This window comes from Amycolatopsis kentuckyensis, from assembly GCF_002155975.1.
GTDB classification, from domain to species: Bacteria; Actinomycetota; Actinomycetes; order Mycobacteriales; family Pseudonocardiaceae; genus Amycolatopsis; species Amycolatopsis kentuckyensis.
Genome location: NZ_MUMI01000516.1, coordinates 1 through 13,980, shown reverse-complemented (window position 1 = coordinate 13,980; position 13,980 = coordinate 1). Strand labels below are relative to the sequence as shown.

The 13,980-nt window shown below is 71.1% G+C and carries 15 protein-coding genes and 1 pseudogene; 12 read left to right on the top strand and 4 right to left on the bottom strand.

All coding sequences use genetic code 11. The features are described 5' to 3' along the window. Positions 1-822: 822 nt before the first annotated feature. Complete coding sequence (locus tag CCN39_RS39465) at positions 823-1,989, bottom strand: pyridoxal phosphate-dependent aminotransferase (protein ID WP_086851130.1); 1,167 nt, start codon at positions 1,987-1,989, stop codon at positions 823-825. Between the two features lie 29 nt (positions 1,990-2,018). On the opposite strand from CCN39_RS39465, the gene CCN39_RS39460 reads away from it, so the two are divergent. Further along, positions 2,019-3,317, top strand: a complete 1,299-nt coding sequence (locus CCN39_RS39460; protein WP_086851128.1) for a DUF445 domain-containing protein — start codon at positions 2,019-2,021, stop codon at positions 3,315-3,317. A 213-nt stretch (positions 3,318-3,530) separates the two neighbouring features. Here the strand turns inward: CCN39_RS39460 and CCN39_RS39455 are convergent, their stop codons facing one another. After that, a complete protein-coding gene (locus tag CCN39_RS39455; protein ID WP_086851125.1) occupies positions 3,531-4,001 on the bottom strand; it encodes a CGNR zinc finger domain-containing protein in 471 nt (156 codons plus the stop codon). Between the two features lie 83 nt (positions 4,002-4,084). Here CCN39_RS39455 and CCN39_RS39450 point away from each other — a divergent pair, with 83 nt between their 5' ends. From CCN39_RS39450 to CCN39_RS39440, 3 genes are read left to right on the top strand one after another with little or no spacing between them, the layout of a single operon-like run. Next, positions 4,085-4,453, top strand: a complete 369-nt coding sequence (locus tag CCN39_RS39450) for a VOC family protein (protein WP_086851123.1) — start codon at positions 4,085-4,087, stop codon at positions 4,451-4,453. Between the two features lie 7 nt (positions 4,454-4,460). Next, complete coding sequence (locus CCN39_RS39445) at positions 4,461-4,856, top strand: TFIIB-type zinc ribbon-containing protein (protein ID WP_086851118.1); 396 nt, start codon at positions 4,461-4,463, stop codon at positions 4,854-4,856. Between the two features lies 1 nt (position 4,857). Continuing rightward, positions 4,858-5,469 (top strand): P-loop nucleotide/nucleoside kinase family protein, encoded by a 612-nt coding sequence (locus tag CCN39_RS39440; RefSeq protein WP_086851116.1) that lies wholly within the window; start codon positions 4,858-4,860, stop codon positions 5,467-5,469. Here the strand turns inward: CCN39_RS39440 and CCN39_RS39435 are convergent. Continuing rightward, positions 5,466-6,617 carry a methyltransferase domain-containing protein gene (locus CCN39_RS39435; protein ID WP_086851114.1) on the bottom strand — a complete coding sequence of 384 codons (1,152 nt, stop codon included), beginning with the start codon at positions 6,615-6,617 and terminating at the stop codon, positions 5,466-5,468. The genes CCN39_RS39440 and CCN39_RS39435 overlap by 4 nt on opposite strands. A 144-nt stretch (positions 6,618-6,761) precedes the next feature. Between CCN39_RS39435 and CCN39_RS39430 the strand changes: the two genes are divergently transcribed. The 6 genes from CCN39_RS39430 (at position 6,762) to CCN39_RS39405 (ending at position 11,337) form a co-directional block, all read left to right on the top strand. Next, positions 6,762-7,181: a helix-turn-helix domain-containing protein gene (locus tag CCN39_RS39430; protein WP_086851112.1), complete on the top strand. Its 420-nt coding sequence runs from the start codon at positions 6,762-6,764 to the stop codon at positions 7,179-7,181. Continuing rightward, positions 7,178-7,867: a hypothetical protein gene (locus tag CCN39_RS39425; RefSeq protein ID WP_086851109.1), complete on the top strand. Its 690-nt coding sequence runs from the start codon at positions 7,178-7,180 to the stop codon at positions 7,865-7,867. The genes CCN39_RS39430 and CCN39_RS39425 overlap by 4 nt, the downstream gene beginning before the upstream one ends. An 84-nt stretch (positions 7,868-7,951) precedes the next feature. Beyond that, positions 7,952-8,245 carry a DUF2516 family protein gene (locus tag CCN39_RS39420; RefSeq protein ID WP_013222364.1) on the top strand — a complete coding sequence of 98 codons (294 nt, stop codon included), beginning with the start codon at positions 7,952-7,954 and terminating at the stop codon, positions 8,243-8,245. A gap of 100 nt (positions 8,246-8,345) precedes the next feature. Continuing rightward, positions 8,346-8,888: a YbaK/EbsC family protein gene (locus CCN39_RS39415; RefSeq protein WP_086851108.1), complete on the top strand. Its 543-nt coding sequence runs from the start codon at positions 8,346-8,348 to the stop codon at positions 8,886-8,888. Then, a complete protein-coding gene (locus tag CCN39_RS39410; protein ID WP_086851106.1) occupies positions 8,885-9,892 on the top strand; it encodes an ornithine cyclodeaminase family protein in 1,008 nt (335 codons plus the stop codon). Before CCN39_RS39415 ends, CCN39_RS39410 begins: the two co-directional genes overlap by 4 nt. Beyond that, positions 9,889-11,337, top strand: a complete 1,449-nt coding sequence (locus CCN39_RS39405) for an aromatic amino acid lyase (protein WP_086851104.1) — start codon at positions 9,889-9,891, stop codon at positions 11,335-11,337. The genes CCN39_RS39410 and CCN39_RS39405 overlap by 4 nt, the downstream gene beginning before the upstream one ends. 564 nt (positions 11,338-11,901) lie before the next feature. On the opposite strand, the gene CCN39_RS39400 is transcribed toward CCN39_RS39405, so the two are convergent. Further along, positions 11,902-12,837 (bottom strand): GNAT family N-acetyltransferase, encoded by a 936-nt coding sequence (locus tag CCN39_RS39400; protein WP_086851102.1) that lies wholly within the window; start codon positions 12,835-12,837, stop codon positions 11,902-11,904. Positions 12,838-12,997: 160 nt separating this feature from the next. Between CCN39_RS39400 and CCN39_RS39395 the strand changes: the two genes are divergently transcribed. Continuing rightward, on the top strand, positions 12,998-13,561 hold the full coding sequence (locus CCN39_RS39395) for a cadmium resistance transporter (RefSeq protein WP_086851101.1): 564 nt from the start codon (positions 12,998-13,000) through the stop codon (positions 13,559-13,561). 18 nt (positions 13,562-13,579) lie between these two features. Then, positions 13,580-13,980: pseudogene (locus tag CCN39_RS39390) on the top strand (hypothetical protein); the annotation flags it as partial.

The following is a 13,980-nucleotide window of genomic DNA, read 5'->3' as shown; positions in this document are numbered from 1 at the left end:
GCGCGCGTACGCGCGCGTGGCGAGAAACCGGTTCACCCCGGGTGAGCGCAGGCCGAACGGGAGCGTTGCGGCGCGCGTTCGCCGTGCTGCTCACCGCCACCACCACCGTCCGCGCCTGAGGCTTCCGCGATTTCCGCTCGAGCCTGTCCTTGCTGGGGTCTTTCTCCGGCCAGGTCGCAGTTCCCCCGGGGCTGCACTCGTTCTAGCACCGCTCGGGAGTCTTTCATCTCTCCCGCGTTCGATCCAGCCCGTAAGACCCAACGGCCCTGTCGGGCAAGGCATCTGCGGCCGACAAGTTGATCACTCTCAGTGCCGTTCGGAGGCTTGCCTACGGCCATTCGGACGAGTGCTGCAATTTGCACACTCCGGCGTTGACCTGATGTTTCCGCGCGCCGGGTGCGCTTTGTGTCGATCCGGTTCCGCTCGGTGCGCACTTCGCGGTTCCGGCCAAGTGACCGGAATTTGACCGGGATGTGGGACGGCCACTGCGCCGAACGGGTTCCGCGCGCCGCTTCGCTTGCCCCGCGCCGAAAGCGCGCGACCCGCACCGCGCGGGGCTCCGGCTGCGGTCCGTGATCACGCACTCCTCGCCCGGACGGCCCGAGGGCGTCCGGCGTGGCGGAGGCCCGGCAGGCGGGGCCGCGCGCCGCGGACGTCCCGCGCTCGTCGCCGCCGGTGCGGGCCGCGGTCGCCACCAATGCGGAGAGTGACGAGCAGACGCGGCAAGTGGTGGACGCGGCGGTTGGTCCGTCCGGGCTCCGCGGCGCCGGCCGAGCGCCTGCTTGCGCCGCGGACGACGTCTACTCAACCGGGCGGTGGTGATCAGACCAGTTTGCGCAACCGGGTGATGGCCTCGTCGATGACTTCGTTGCGCTTGCAGAACGCGAAACGCAGCAGGTGTTTCCACTCGTCCGGGTGATCGGTGAACACCTTCACCGGCACCGCGGCGACCCCGACCCGGCCCGGCAGCTCCCACGCCAGATCGGCGGCGTCGGTGAAGCCCAGCGGCCGCACGTCGACGCAGACGAAGTACGTGCCCGCCGTCGGCCGGACGGCGAACCCGGCGTCCGCGAGTCCCGCCGAAAGCCGGTCGCGCTTCTCCTGCAGCGACGCGCGCAGGCCGTCGACCCAGGGCAGCTCGTGGTCGAGCGCGTGCGCGACGGCCGGCTGCAGCGGCCCACCGGACACGAAGGTGATGAACTGCTTCGCCGCCTTCACCGCCGCCACCAGCTCCGGTGTCGAGCAGACCCAGCCGATCTTCCAGCCGGTGCAGTTGAACGTCTTGCCGGCGCTGGAGATGCTCACCGTCCGCGGCCGCATCCCGGGCAGCGTGACCAGCGGGACGTGCTCGGCGTCATCGAAGACCAGGTGCTCGTAGACCTCGTCGCAGATCGCGATCAGGTCGTGGTCGACGCACAGCGTGGCGAGCGCCTCCAGCTCGGCGCGGGTGAACACGGTCCCGGTCGGGTTGTGCGGCGAGTTGACCAGGATCGCCCTGGTCCGCGGCGTGACGGCGGCGCGCAGGCCGTCGACGTCGAGGCCGAACCGGCCGTCCGCGCCCTCGACCAGGCCGACGACCCGGCGCTCGGCGCCCGCCATCGCGACCGCGGCGGCGTAGGAGTCGTAGTACGGCTCGATGACGATCACCTCGTCGCCGGGCTCGGTCAGCGCCAGCAACGCTGCCGCAATGGCCTCGGTGGCGCCCGCGGTGACCAGGATCTCCGTGTCCGGGTCGTACTCGGTGCCGTAGCGCAGCCGGTGCCGCGCGATCGCGGCCCGCAGCTCGGGCCGCCCGGGCCCCGGCGGGTACTGGTTGGCCCCGCCGAACAGCGCGTTCTTCGCCGCTTCGAGCATCCCGGCCGGGCCGTCGGTGTCCGGGAAGCCCTGGCCGAGGTTGACGGCGTCGTGCCGGACGGCCAGCGCCGTCATCTCGGCGAAGATGGTCGAGGTGAACGGCCGCAGCCGGGGGACGAGAGCAGGTTCGCGCACGATCAGCCATCCTCACGGACAATGGCGATGTGGAGCAACTGACCCCCGCGAAGGTGACGCCCGCCGACCCACCGGGCGGCGCGGCCGGTGAAGAGGAAAAGCGGCGCGGCCTGCGCAAGATGAAGCTGGTCGCGCTGTCGTTCCTGCTCGGCGCGACGCTCGTGTTCCTGCTGACCAGCTGGGCGCAGGCGAGCGGCTGGCCGGGCTGGGTCGGCTACGTGCGCGCCGCGGCCGAAGCCGGCATGGTCGGCGCGCTGGCCGACTGGTTCGCCGTCACGGCGCTGTTCCGGCACCCGCTGCGGCTGAAGATCCCGCACACGGCGATCATCCCGAACAAGAAGGACGCGCTGGGCAACAGCCTCGGCGACTTCGTCGGCTCGAACTTCCTGTCCGAGGAGGTCGTGCGCGACAAGCTCAAGCGCGTCGAGCTCGCGCGGCGCCTCGGCGCCTGGCTCGCGGAGCCGGACAACGCCGAGCGCGTGACGTCCGAGCTGGCCACGGTGGTCCGGGCGGCCGTTCGCGTCCTCCGCGACGAAGACGTCCAGGCGATCATGGAGCAGGCCGTCGCGCGCCGGATCATCGACAAGCCGTGGGGCCCGCCGCTGGGCAAGATCCTGCAGGGCGTGTTCGCCGACGGCGCGCACCACAAGCTCGTGGACCTGATGTGCGACCGCGGCTACGAGTGGGTGCGCGACAACCACACGACGATGCTGCGCGTGGTGTCGGACCGGGCGCCGAGCTGGTCGCCGAAGTTCGTCGACGAGATGCTCGCGGACAAGGTCTACGGCGAGGTGCTGTCCTTCGCGTGGGCGGTGAAGACCGACGTCAACCACCCGATGCGGCTGGCGCTGGACAAGTTCCTCGGCGAGTTCGCCCAGGACCTGCAGACCAACCCCGACGTGATGGCCCGCGCCGAGCAGGTGAAGGGCCAGCTCGTGCACCACGAGGAGGTCCAGCGGCTGATCGGCTCGGCGTGGAGCACGGCGAAGGAGATGCTGCTGACCGCGGCCGAGGACCCGTCGAGCGAGCTGCGCCGGCGCGTCCGGCTCGGGCTCACCTCGCTCGGGCAGCGGCTGATCACCGACGACCAGCTGCGGTCGAAGGCCGACGGCTGGGTCGAGGGGGCCGCGGCGTACCTCGTGAAGAACTACTCACGGGAGATCACCACGATCATCACCGACACGGTCGAGCGATGGGACGCCGAGGAGACGTCGCGCAAGATCGAGCTCCAGGTGGGCCGCGACCTGCAGTTCATCCGGATCAACGGCACGGTGGTGGGCGCGCTCGCCGGGCTCGTCATCTACGCCGTCGCGGAGCTGCTGTTCTGACGGCCGAGTTCTATACCACACCCGGGGGACCTTCAAACCAGTTGTCCACAGGAAGCTGAGTTATCCCCCGGGTTATCCACAGCTTTTCACGGTGATGGCCTAACGGCTGTCCACAACGTGTGGGGCCGGGGCCGTCCGGGGCGTGGATATGTGGTGCTTCGTCCCCAAGTTGTCCACAACCGTTCGAGTGTCCGCCGCTCGGATGAGGTCCGGTCAGCCCGCCGCGGCACGCGCGCGCCAGCCCCGCGCCTTCTCCCGGTTGCCGCAGACGCGCATCGAGCACCACGTGCGCGAGCGGTTGCGCGACTCGTCGTAGAACGCCCACAGGCAGGTGTCGGCGGGGCAGATCTTCAGCCGGATCCAGTCGCCGCGCACGACCAGCCGGGCGCAGGCGATGAACACCGCGCCGACGACGTCGTCCGCGACCAGGGCCGGCCCGTCCGCGGTCAAGGAGATCCGGGTGCCGACGTTGACGGTGCCGTCGCTGCCGCCGGGCAGTCGCGGGTCGCCGATCGCCGCGCGCAGGGCGTCCCGTGCCGCGCGGGCCTCCGCGGCCGGATTGGCCGCCAGCTCGTGCGCGGCCGCCCACTCGCGCCACCGCTCGGGATCTTCGAGCAGGTCGGTGCCCTCTTCGACGTTGACCGTGTTGAGGAACTCCACCACGAGGGAGGCGTCGGTGTGCACTTACCGAGTGTACGGCGGTTGCCATCGGGTGTGCTAACCCACATAATCACTTTGCTGGTTACTCACGATCGAAGGGAGCGACGATGAGTGCGGTACCGACGCTGGGCGTGGTGGCCCTCGACTGCCCCGACCCGGCGGCGCTGGCCGAGTTCTACCGCGCGGTGCTGGAGTGGGAAGCGCCCGAAGTGACCGAGGACGGGCACTGGGCGACGCTGGCCAACCCCGCGGGTGGCGCGGGCATCGCGTTCCAGCGGGTGCCCGACTACCGGCCGCCGGCCTGGCCGTCCGCGGAGAACCCGCAGCAGATGCACCTGGACCTGAACGTCACGGACATGGAAGCGGCGCACGAGCGCGTGCTCGGGCTGGGGGCGAAGCTGCTCGACGACAACCCGAAGACGTTCCGCGTCTACGCCGATCCGGTCGGACACCCCTTCTGCCTCTGCGCCTGCTGACGCGTTTTTGCGTAGGCTCTGCGGTGTGATTTGTCCGAAGTGTCAGAACCAGATGCGGACCGTCGACAAGAACGGCATCCACATCGACCAGTGCGACGGCTGCCGCGGGATCTTCCTGGACCGCGGCGAGCTCGAGGCGATCGTCGGTGCGGAGAGCTCGTTCTACGGCCAGCAGCCGCCGCCCTACCAGTCCGGTCCGGCGCAGACGGCGCACTACGGCCGTCCTGACTCGCCGCGCCCCTACCGCGGCGGCCACCCGGACTCGCCCAAGGCGTACCGCGGTGGCTACGCCGACTCGCCGCGGCCGCACCGCGGCGGGTACTCGGACTCGCCGCGCCCGTACGGACACGCCCAGGGGCACGGCCACCGCAAGCGCAGCTTCCTCGAGAACCTCTTCGACTGAAGTGGGGCTCGACCTGCGGATCTGCCCGGCCTGTGGCGACCGGGCGGACCGCCCGGTCGTCTCGGGCTCGATCGTCACGTGCGCGAAGTGCGGGCACGAGTGGCCGTTCCGGAAGCTGCCGCTGTTCGCGCTGACCGGCCCGAGCGGTGCCGGGAAGTCGACGATGGGGCCGCTGCTGGCCGACCGGTTCGCCGGCGACGTCGTCGTGCTGGAGCAGGACATCCTCTGGATCAGCGCGCTGCACGACGACGTCACGGCGTTCCGTTCCATCTGGTTGCGGATGGCGGCGGTGCTGCACCAGAACGGCCGCCCGGTCGTGCTGTGCGGCACGGTGGCGCCCCCGGAGTTCGAGCCGCTGCCGGAGCGCGCGTTCTTCAGCGACATCCACTACCTGGCGCTGGTCGGCTCGCCGTCGTCCCTGCGGGCGCGGCTGCGGGCGCGCCCGGCGTGGCGGGAGTGGGACGAGCAGCGGATCGACGAGATGCTGGAGTTCAACGACTGGCTGCGGAAGTCGGCGCCCGAGCTGGGCGTCGAGCTCTTCGACACCACGGACGTCACCACGGAGGCGACGGCCGACCACGTGGAGAAGTGGATCCGCGCCCGGCTGCCCTAGCCGGGGAGCAGCGGCCAGGTGCGGCCGCCGGGGGAGTCGAGCCAGAACTCCTGGCGGTCGCCGGTCACCGTCACGCCGAACCGGTCGCGGTCCGGCTTGCCCAGCTCGCACCACTCGACGAAGGCCGCCTCGGCGAGCTCCCACAGTGCCCGCGGGCCACCCTGGGCCACCTCGTCCGCGCCGCCGCGCTTGCGGTGGCGGACCCACGAGCCGTCCGGGTGGACCAGCGCGACCCCCGGCGCGTCGTCGCCGCCCTCGCGCACCGGCCGGACGCCGGGCAACGCCAGTCCCGCGAAGAATTCGAACTGCTGACGGGGCTGGAGCACGGTCGACATCGGCAGCCGCGTCTGCTCCCAGTCGCCGCGCGAGGGCATCGGCAGCGGGCCCGTCTCGGGTAGCCGGTGCGCGCGCAGCGGCATGAAGCGGCCGTCGCGCACGAGGACGCGGCCCTGCGCGCTGCCGTCCTCGCCGGCGACGAGCCGGACCAGCCCGGCGCCGATCGGGCGGTTCAGCGTCGTCACGATCAGCCCGCCCGGTTTGGTCTGCGCCAGCCACGGGAGGGGGACCTCCGACACCGAAGCCGTGCACAGCACCCGGTCGAAGAGCGTGCCGGCCGGGAAGCCGAGCGCGCCGTCGCCCACCGCGCACGCCGGGTGGTACCCCGCCGTGGCCAGTCGCTCGCGCGCGGCCGCGACGATCGCCGGGTCGATGTCCACTGTGGACACTTGACCGCTCCCGCAGCGGTGGCTCAGCAGCGCGGCGTTGTACCCGGTGCCGGTGCCGATCTCGAGTACGCGGTGCCCGTCGCGCACCCGCAGCTCCTCGAGCATGATCGCCATGATCGAGGGCATGCTCGACGAACTCGTCGGCGTGCCCGCCACCGGGCCGTCGCGCCGGGCGAGCTCCCAGCGGTCCGGGTCGTCGTCGAGCTGCGTCACCAGCACGTCGCGGGAGTAGACGGTCTCCAGCCAGCCCGGGTCGCCGCGGTCGACCGCCGCCCACAGCCCGCCGGCCGGCACGAAGAACCGCGGCAGGAAGACGTGGCGCGGCACCGTGCGGAAGGCGGCGATCCACTCCGGCGCGTGCAGGACGTCCTCGTCGAGGAGGTGCTCGACGAGGCGTCGCCGCAGCCGGGCCGAGCGCGTCATGGGACCACGGTAGCGGTGAGCGTCACACCCGATGGTTGCAAGCAGAGTGCTTGCAATAGCTAGCACTCGCGCGTACCGTCGAAAGTGTCGCGAGGAGGTGACCGGATGGCAGAGACCGATGGGACGTCAGGATCCGGCAGTCCCATGGAGAAGGTCGCGGACATCGCTTCCGACATCGGCGAGTACATCCGCCAGCAGCGCAACACCGCGAAGATTTCGTTGCGCCAGCTGTCGAAGCTCGCCGGCGTGTCCAACCCGTACCTGAGCCAGATCGAGCGCGGGGTGCGCAAGCCCAGCGCGGAGATCCTGCAGCAGATCGCCAAGGGCCTGCGCATTTCGGCGGAAGCGCTGTACGTGCAGGCCGGGATCCTCGACCTGCCGACGGGCGGGCCGGTGGGCGACGCGATCCGCGCCGACGCCGAGCTGACCGAACGGCAGAAGCAGGTCCTGCTCGACGTCTACGAATCCTTCCGCCGGGAGAACGCCGCGGCACGGCCGGCCGCCTCTCCCGCCCCGGAAACCCCAGACACATCTTCAGCCGCGAACCCCAAGGAGTCAGCATGACCACCCCCAAGACCGAAGACGTCAAGAAGGCCGTCACCACCGCCCTCGACCAGGTCCGCACCCCGCTGCTCGCCGCGCTCGGCGCCGGCAACCTGGCCACCCACGCCGTCACCGACGCCGTGGCGAAGGCCAAGGAGAACGTGACCAAGGGCAGCGAGACCGCCCGCAAGAACCTGCAGGAGCTGCCGACCGACGTCGAGAGCCTCCGCGAGAAGCTGGACCCGGCCGAGCTGCGCAAGGTCATCGACGAGTACACCGAGGCCGCGCTCAAGCTGTACAACAAGCTGGCCGAGTCGGGCGAGCAGGCGTGGGACAAGATCGCCGCGCAGCCGCAGGTCAAGAAGGCCATCGAGCAGCTCGAAGAGGCCCTGACCACCGCGCAGGGCCAGGTCGAGGACGTGACCACCGAGGTCCGCGAGCGCGTCGACGGCGTGCTGGCGAAGGTGACCAAGCGCACCCGTTCGGCCGGCGAGAAGACCGCCCGCAAGGTGACCGAGGTCGCCGGCGAAGCGGCCGACGCCATCGAGGAGCTGGGTGACGACGTCGCCCACGAGACCCGCTCGGCGAGCCGCCGGGTCGCGAACAAGACGGCCCCGAAGACGGCCGCCCCGGCCCGCCGCACGACCACGTCGAGCACCACCGGCGCCGCCGCGAAGAAGCCGGCCACGCCGAAGACCGACAAGTGACATCGCTGTGAACTCCCGGCCCCGCCACCGCCCCCGCGGTGGCGGGGCCGGGGTCGTTCGGGTGGTTTGCCGTAAGCTGTCGCTGTGCTAGTCGCCATCTGGATCCTCAATGTCATCCACTGGGGCAGCGCGCTGGTCGGGCTCTTCGCCTTCGTGCACGCGCTGCTCCAGCGCGCCGACGCGTACTCCGCGGCCGACCGCAAAACCAAGCCCATCTGGATGCTGATCACCGGCGGCGCGACGCTCGCCATGGTGCTGTTCCCCGTGATGGGCCCCGGGATGATCTTCTACGTGCCCGCGATGGCCGCGGCGCTCGTCTACATCGTGGACGTCCGCCCGAAGCTGATCGAGGTCCAGCGCGGCGGCTCCAGCTGGTAGCCGCCGATCCGGCCGACCCTCGGCGGGTGACCGTTTCTCGCCGGCCGTCGGCCGTGACTGTGGTCGGGTAGGCAACCATCAGCACGGTTACCCTGGCGGGGTGACCTGGACCATCGCCGGGAGCCTCACCGTCGTTCCCGCCCCCACGCGTACTGACCTGCTCGCCGAGCCCGTGGCCAAGGCGTTGGCCGCGCTCGCCGACCCGGACGCCGTCGGCGTCGCGGAGATCGACCCCTCGCTCGCCGACACCGCCGCCTTCTGCGAGGCCTACGGCTCGCCGCTCGAAGCGTCCGCGAACTGCGTCGTCGTCGCCGGCAAGCGCGCGGGCGAAGTCCGCTTCGCGGCCGCGCTCGTGCTCGCGACCACCCGCGCCGACGTCAACGGCGTGATCAAGCGCCGCCTCGACGTCCGCAAGGCGTCGTTCGCGCCGATGGACGAAGCCGTCGCCCTGACCGGGATGGAGTACGGCGGCATCACGCCGGTCGGCCTGCCCGCCGAATGGCCCATCCTGCTCGACCGCCGCGTCGCCGAAGCGCCCGAGCTCGTCATCGGCAGCGGGATCCGCGGCAGCAAGCTGCTGATCTCCGGCACCGCGCTGGCCGCCCTGCCCGGCGCGGAGGTCATCGAGGACCTCGCCCGGTGACGTCCGTCTGGCTCCGGTACCTGACCGGTGCCGACATCGACGCGCTCGGCATCACGGACGCCGACATCGTCGGCGCGGTCGAGGACGTGCTCGCCGACCACGGCCGCGGCCAGGTCGTCTTCGAGCCGCGTACGCACCTCGTGCCGGACAACGGCGGCAAGGGCCACTTCAACATCCTCCGCGGTCACCTCTCCGCGAAGCAGGTCAGCGGCGTGAAGGTCGTCGGTGACTTCGTGGGGAATTTCGAACGGGGCCTCCCTTCGGAAATGGCGTTGATCCTGTTGCTCGACCCGGACACCGGCATGCCGCGGGCCATCGTCGACGGCACGATGATCACCGAGGCCCGCACCGGAGCGATGACCGCCGTCGGCGCGAAGTACCTGGCCCGCCCGGACGCACGGGTGCTCGGGCACATCGGCGCCCGCGGTACCGCCTGGTGGAACGTCGTGCTGCTGGACTCCTTGTTCGACTTCGCCGAGATCCGCGTGACCAGCAAGCGCCCGGAGTCACGCGAGGACTTCGGCCGCCGGCTGTCCGAGCGGCTCGGCAAGGACGTCCGCGTCTGCGCCACGGCCGAGGAGACCCTGGACGGCGCGGACATCCAGGTCGAGGCCTCCCGGCTCGTCGAGCCCGAGGCGCTGGTGCGCCGCGAGTTCCTCCGGCCGGGCACCTTCCTGGTGCCCTACGGCACGATCAGCGCGCTCGAGCTCACGCTGCTCGACGACGTCGACAAGGTCGTCGTCGACGACTGGCGCGAATCGCGGTCCGGCAACCCGCGGTTCGGCGCCCTGCGCCCGCAGCTCAACGCCGGCCTCCTCACCGAGGACAACGTCCACGCCGAGATCGGCGACATCGTGGCGGGCAGCAAACCCGGCCGCGAGCACGACGCCGAACGGATCCTGTTCTGGCACCGCGGTCTGTCCACAACGGACGTTGCGGTGGCGGACATGATCCTCACCCGTGCCGAGGCTTCCGGCGTCGGCACCATGCTGCCCTACCGATGATCGTCTCCGACAGCGAGTTCGCCGACAGTGAACGGCTGGTTCTGGACAAACCGCTGGTAGAAGCCCTGAGGCGGCGCCGGAACGAGGTCTTGACAGCCCTTGCGGACCGGGACGAGCCGGTCTACGGGGTCACCACGGGGATGGGCCGGCTGGCGGGGGTCGCGCTCGACGCGGACCAGCAGGCCGAGCACCAGCGGAACCTGCTGATCGGCCGTGCGGTCGGCGGACCGCCGTGGCTGCCACCAGAAGACGTCCGTGCGCTGCTCGTCGTCCGGCTGCGCGACTTCCTGCGGCCCTGGTCGGGGGTGAGCGCCGAGCTGGTCCAGTTCCTCGTGGACCGCCTGAACGACGGCTTCACGCCGGCGGTCCCGCGCTTCGGGCTCGGCAGTTCGGGCGAGATCATCGCGCTCTCCCATGCGTTCCAGACGTTCCTCGGCCTCGGCACGGTCTTGGAGGACGGCGTCGAAGTGCCGGCCGCTTCGGCGCTCGCTGCGCGTGGTGCGGCGCCTTATGTCCTTGGGCCGAAAGAAGGCGCTTCGCTGCTCCAGGGCTCTCCGCTGGCGGTGATGCACTCCGCGCGCGGCTGGACCGAAACCCGGCAGCTGATCGACCTGCAGACGCTGACCGCGGCGATGGCGATCGACGTCCTCGGCGCGCCGCGTGCGGTGTTTTCCCCGGTCATGGCGGGTGGCGACGACCACTTGAGTGCGGTGCTGCACGAGCTGACCGGGCTGGTGGGCGTCGGCCCGGTGCGGCCCGGCGTGGTGCAGGCGCCGCTGTCGGTGCGGGTCGCACCGCGGGCGCTGGCGCACGCTTCCCGCGTCAACGGTGAATTGCACGAAACCCGGCGACGCTGGGAGACGATGCCGGCCGATTCGCCGTCATTCGTCGACGGTTCGTTCGTGCCGGGGACGGCGTACCACGCGGTGGACCTGGGGTTGCGGATGGACGCGGTGACGGCCGCGCTGGTGCACCTCGGCGAGATTTCGGTGCAGCGGACGCACCGGTTGCTGGACGAGCGGTTCAGCGGGCTGCCGCCGCAGCTCACGGCCGACCCGGGACCGCGGGCGGGATTGGTGCCGCTGCACAAGCGAGCGGCGGGCGAATTGCAGGCACTGCGGCGGCTCGCGACCCCGGCGACGCTCGGTTCGATCGACACATCGGCCGGTCAAGAGGACGTGCAAGCGTTCGCGTCAGCGGCCGGCGAGCAATTGCGCGCTGCGGCAGCCCATCTTTTCGCGATCACGGCTTGTGAGCTGATCACGGTGTCCCAGGCGCGCTACTTGGCCGGCGGGGACGGGGTGGCCGGGGTGCGCGCGGGTTATGGGTGGGTGCGATCGGTCGTGCCGCCGGTGGACGAAGACCGTCCGTTGGGGCCGGAAGTCGAGCGCCTGATCGCCGCTTGCCGGGCGGCTTTCTTCACCGACCTGGCGACGCTCACCTGAGCTTTGGTGGATCCTGCTCAACGCGTCGTTGACGCACGTCGTTGCTGAGCGGGTGGAGGGAAATCTGTTGCGCGCGTTGTTGCCGCACAATGTCGCGCCGATCTTGCCGCGATGTTCCTCTTCGCGATGGCCCGCGATGGCATCCGAACTTGCTCTGCTGCGGCCGCGACCTGGCGACGCTGACCTGAGCTTTGGTGGATTCTGCTCAACGCGTGGTTGACGCACGTCGTTGCTGAGCGGGTCGAGGGGATCTGTTGCGCGCGTTCTTGCCGCACAATGTCGCGCCGATCTTGCTGCGACGTTCCTTTTCGCGGCGGCCCGCGATGGCATCCGAACCTGCTCTGGTGCGGCCGCGACCTCGCGACGCTCACCTGAATCTGCCGGGCTTCTCGACGCCGGCCACCTCCAGCCCGCGGGGGCGCCCCCCGTCTCGACACTATCGCGCGGCACCGACGATTTCTGGGCCCCAGCAAAGAAATCCACGGGGTTGTCCACAAGTGGGCCCGCCTGTGGACAACCGGCCGCCGGGCACCATCGAATCGGACATCCGGCGACCGCGGGGCGCTACGTTCGTCCGTGAGCGCCCTCCGGGGACGCGGGCCCCGGGGAAGGAGGGATACGACGGCGGGCTCGCGTGAAGGTGAGGGTGCGGGCATACGGGCGGAAGCCCAACGCGCGATACAGAGGGAGGGCACCTGCGGACTTCGGATGATTGAGCACCGGATACACGACGGCTTCGCGAGCGCCGGCGTGGTGGGCCGCGCGCAGCGCGGCGAGGCACACCGCGCGGGCGAGCCCGGTGCGACGGAACTCCGGCAAGGTTCCGACGGGCTCCAGCTCGCCGACAGCATGGCGTTCGTCGAGCCAGATCAGGCACTGGGCGGCGAACCGGCCGTCGGGTGCCTCCACGACCCAGTCCAGCTCGGTCCGGTACGGCCAGGCGGCCATGACGGTCCGGTAGCTCGGTCCGGTCACCCTCGACGGGTGCCAGACCGTGCGGTGCACGGCCACGCGGCGGTCCAGATCGTCCGGGCCGGCCGGCCGGAGCGTGAAGCCCGCGGGCACGATCGGTTCGGGCAGATCCACGAGGAGGCGAGACATATACGACTGGAAAACGGAACTCTCCTGACGCGCGTAACCGCAACGCTCCAGCGCGGCGACGACATGCTTCTCGGCGTCGAGCACGGTGACAGCGAGCTCGGCCGCGGAAGCGGTGTCTTCGAACCAGGCGAGCACCTCGGACGCGAGTCCGGGGCGCGCCGGATCCACGAGCAGCGCGAGTTCACCGGGTAGCGAAATCCAGCCCCACGCGACGACTTCGCCATCCGCTTCCCACAGCACCGTCGGCCACTCGGCGTCCCGGCCGGCGTGCTGGAACCGCTGCCACGCGAGATCCCCGACGTGCACCGAACTCGACTTCGACCAGATCCGCTGGGCCAGGCTCTGCATGGCCCGCAGGTCGGCCGGTCCGGCGTAGCTGCGGCGCGTGACGGCGGGCATGCGCAGGATCGTCCTGTGCCGCACCGGCCGCCGCCAACCGATTTACCGATCCGGCCGGAAGCAGGCCGGCCTCCGGTGGCAGGTAATCGTTGCCACACAACCGGGTGGCCGTGCCTGTGGTCGGATGGGGAGCGATCGGCACGGGACCGCGGAGGTGGGTGTGGACGCCGGACTGCTCGGGCGTGCGGCCGCGATGTTCGCGGTGACGAACGTCGACGACCTGGTGCTGCTCGCGGTGTTCTTCGGCCAGGCGGCCGGCCGCCGCGGTGAGCTCAAGGTCGTGGTGGGGCAGTTCCTGGGCTTCGCGGCGATCCTGGCGGTGTCGGTCGCGGGCGCGCTCGGCGCCGGGCTGCTGCCGGCGGGCGCGGTCCGCTGGCTGGGCGTGCTGCCGGTGCTGCTCGGCATCCGCGCGGCCTGGCGGGCGTGGCGTCAGGGCGACGACGAGCCGTCACCGGCGGCCGGCGTGCTCGGAATCGCCACGGTGTGCTTCGCCGACGGTGGCGACAACGTCGGGGTGTACGTCCCGGCGTTCGCCGCCACCGGGGCCGCGGGGCTGGTGGGCTACGTGACGGTCTTCCTGGCGGGCGTGGCGGTGTGGTGTGCCGCGGGCCGGTTCCTGGCGACCCGGCCGGGCGTGGCGCGGGTACTCGCCCGGTGGGGTCACGTCGTGCTGCCCGTGGTGCTGGTGGCGCTGGGCGTGCTGATCCTGGTCGGCGCGTTCTGATCGAGCGGCTGCCCGCCGATGGCGAAGTTCGCGAATGGTTGCGTCGCTGTGGTGAATCCGACTCCGGCTCAGCCGTTCGGCGGGGTCGGGCGTGTGGCGATCATGAAACTGAGAACCAGAGTTCTTGCCATCGTCACGTTCACGCTGTCCGCGGTCGTCGCCGTGGCCGCGCCGGCTCCGGCGGCCACCGGTGTCGGCTCCGGCTCCGGCATCGGCACGCAGACCGTGGAACTCGCCGCGCCGGCGGGGAGCGGTCTGGCGCCCTATGTCGCCGTCATCAAGCCCGTCACCGCCGAGCGGCTCGGGAACAGCTGGCGCGCGGGCTGCCCGGTCGGCCCGGACCAGCTGCGGCTGATCAACCTGAGCTTCCTCGGCTTCGACGGGGCCGTGCACCGGGGTGAACTGGTCGTCAACGCCGA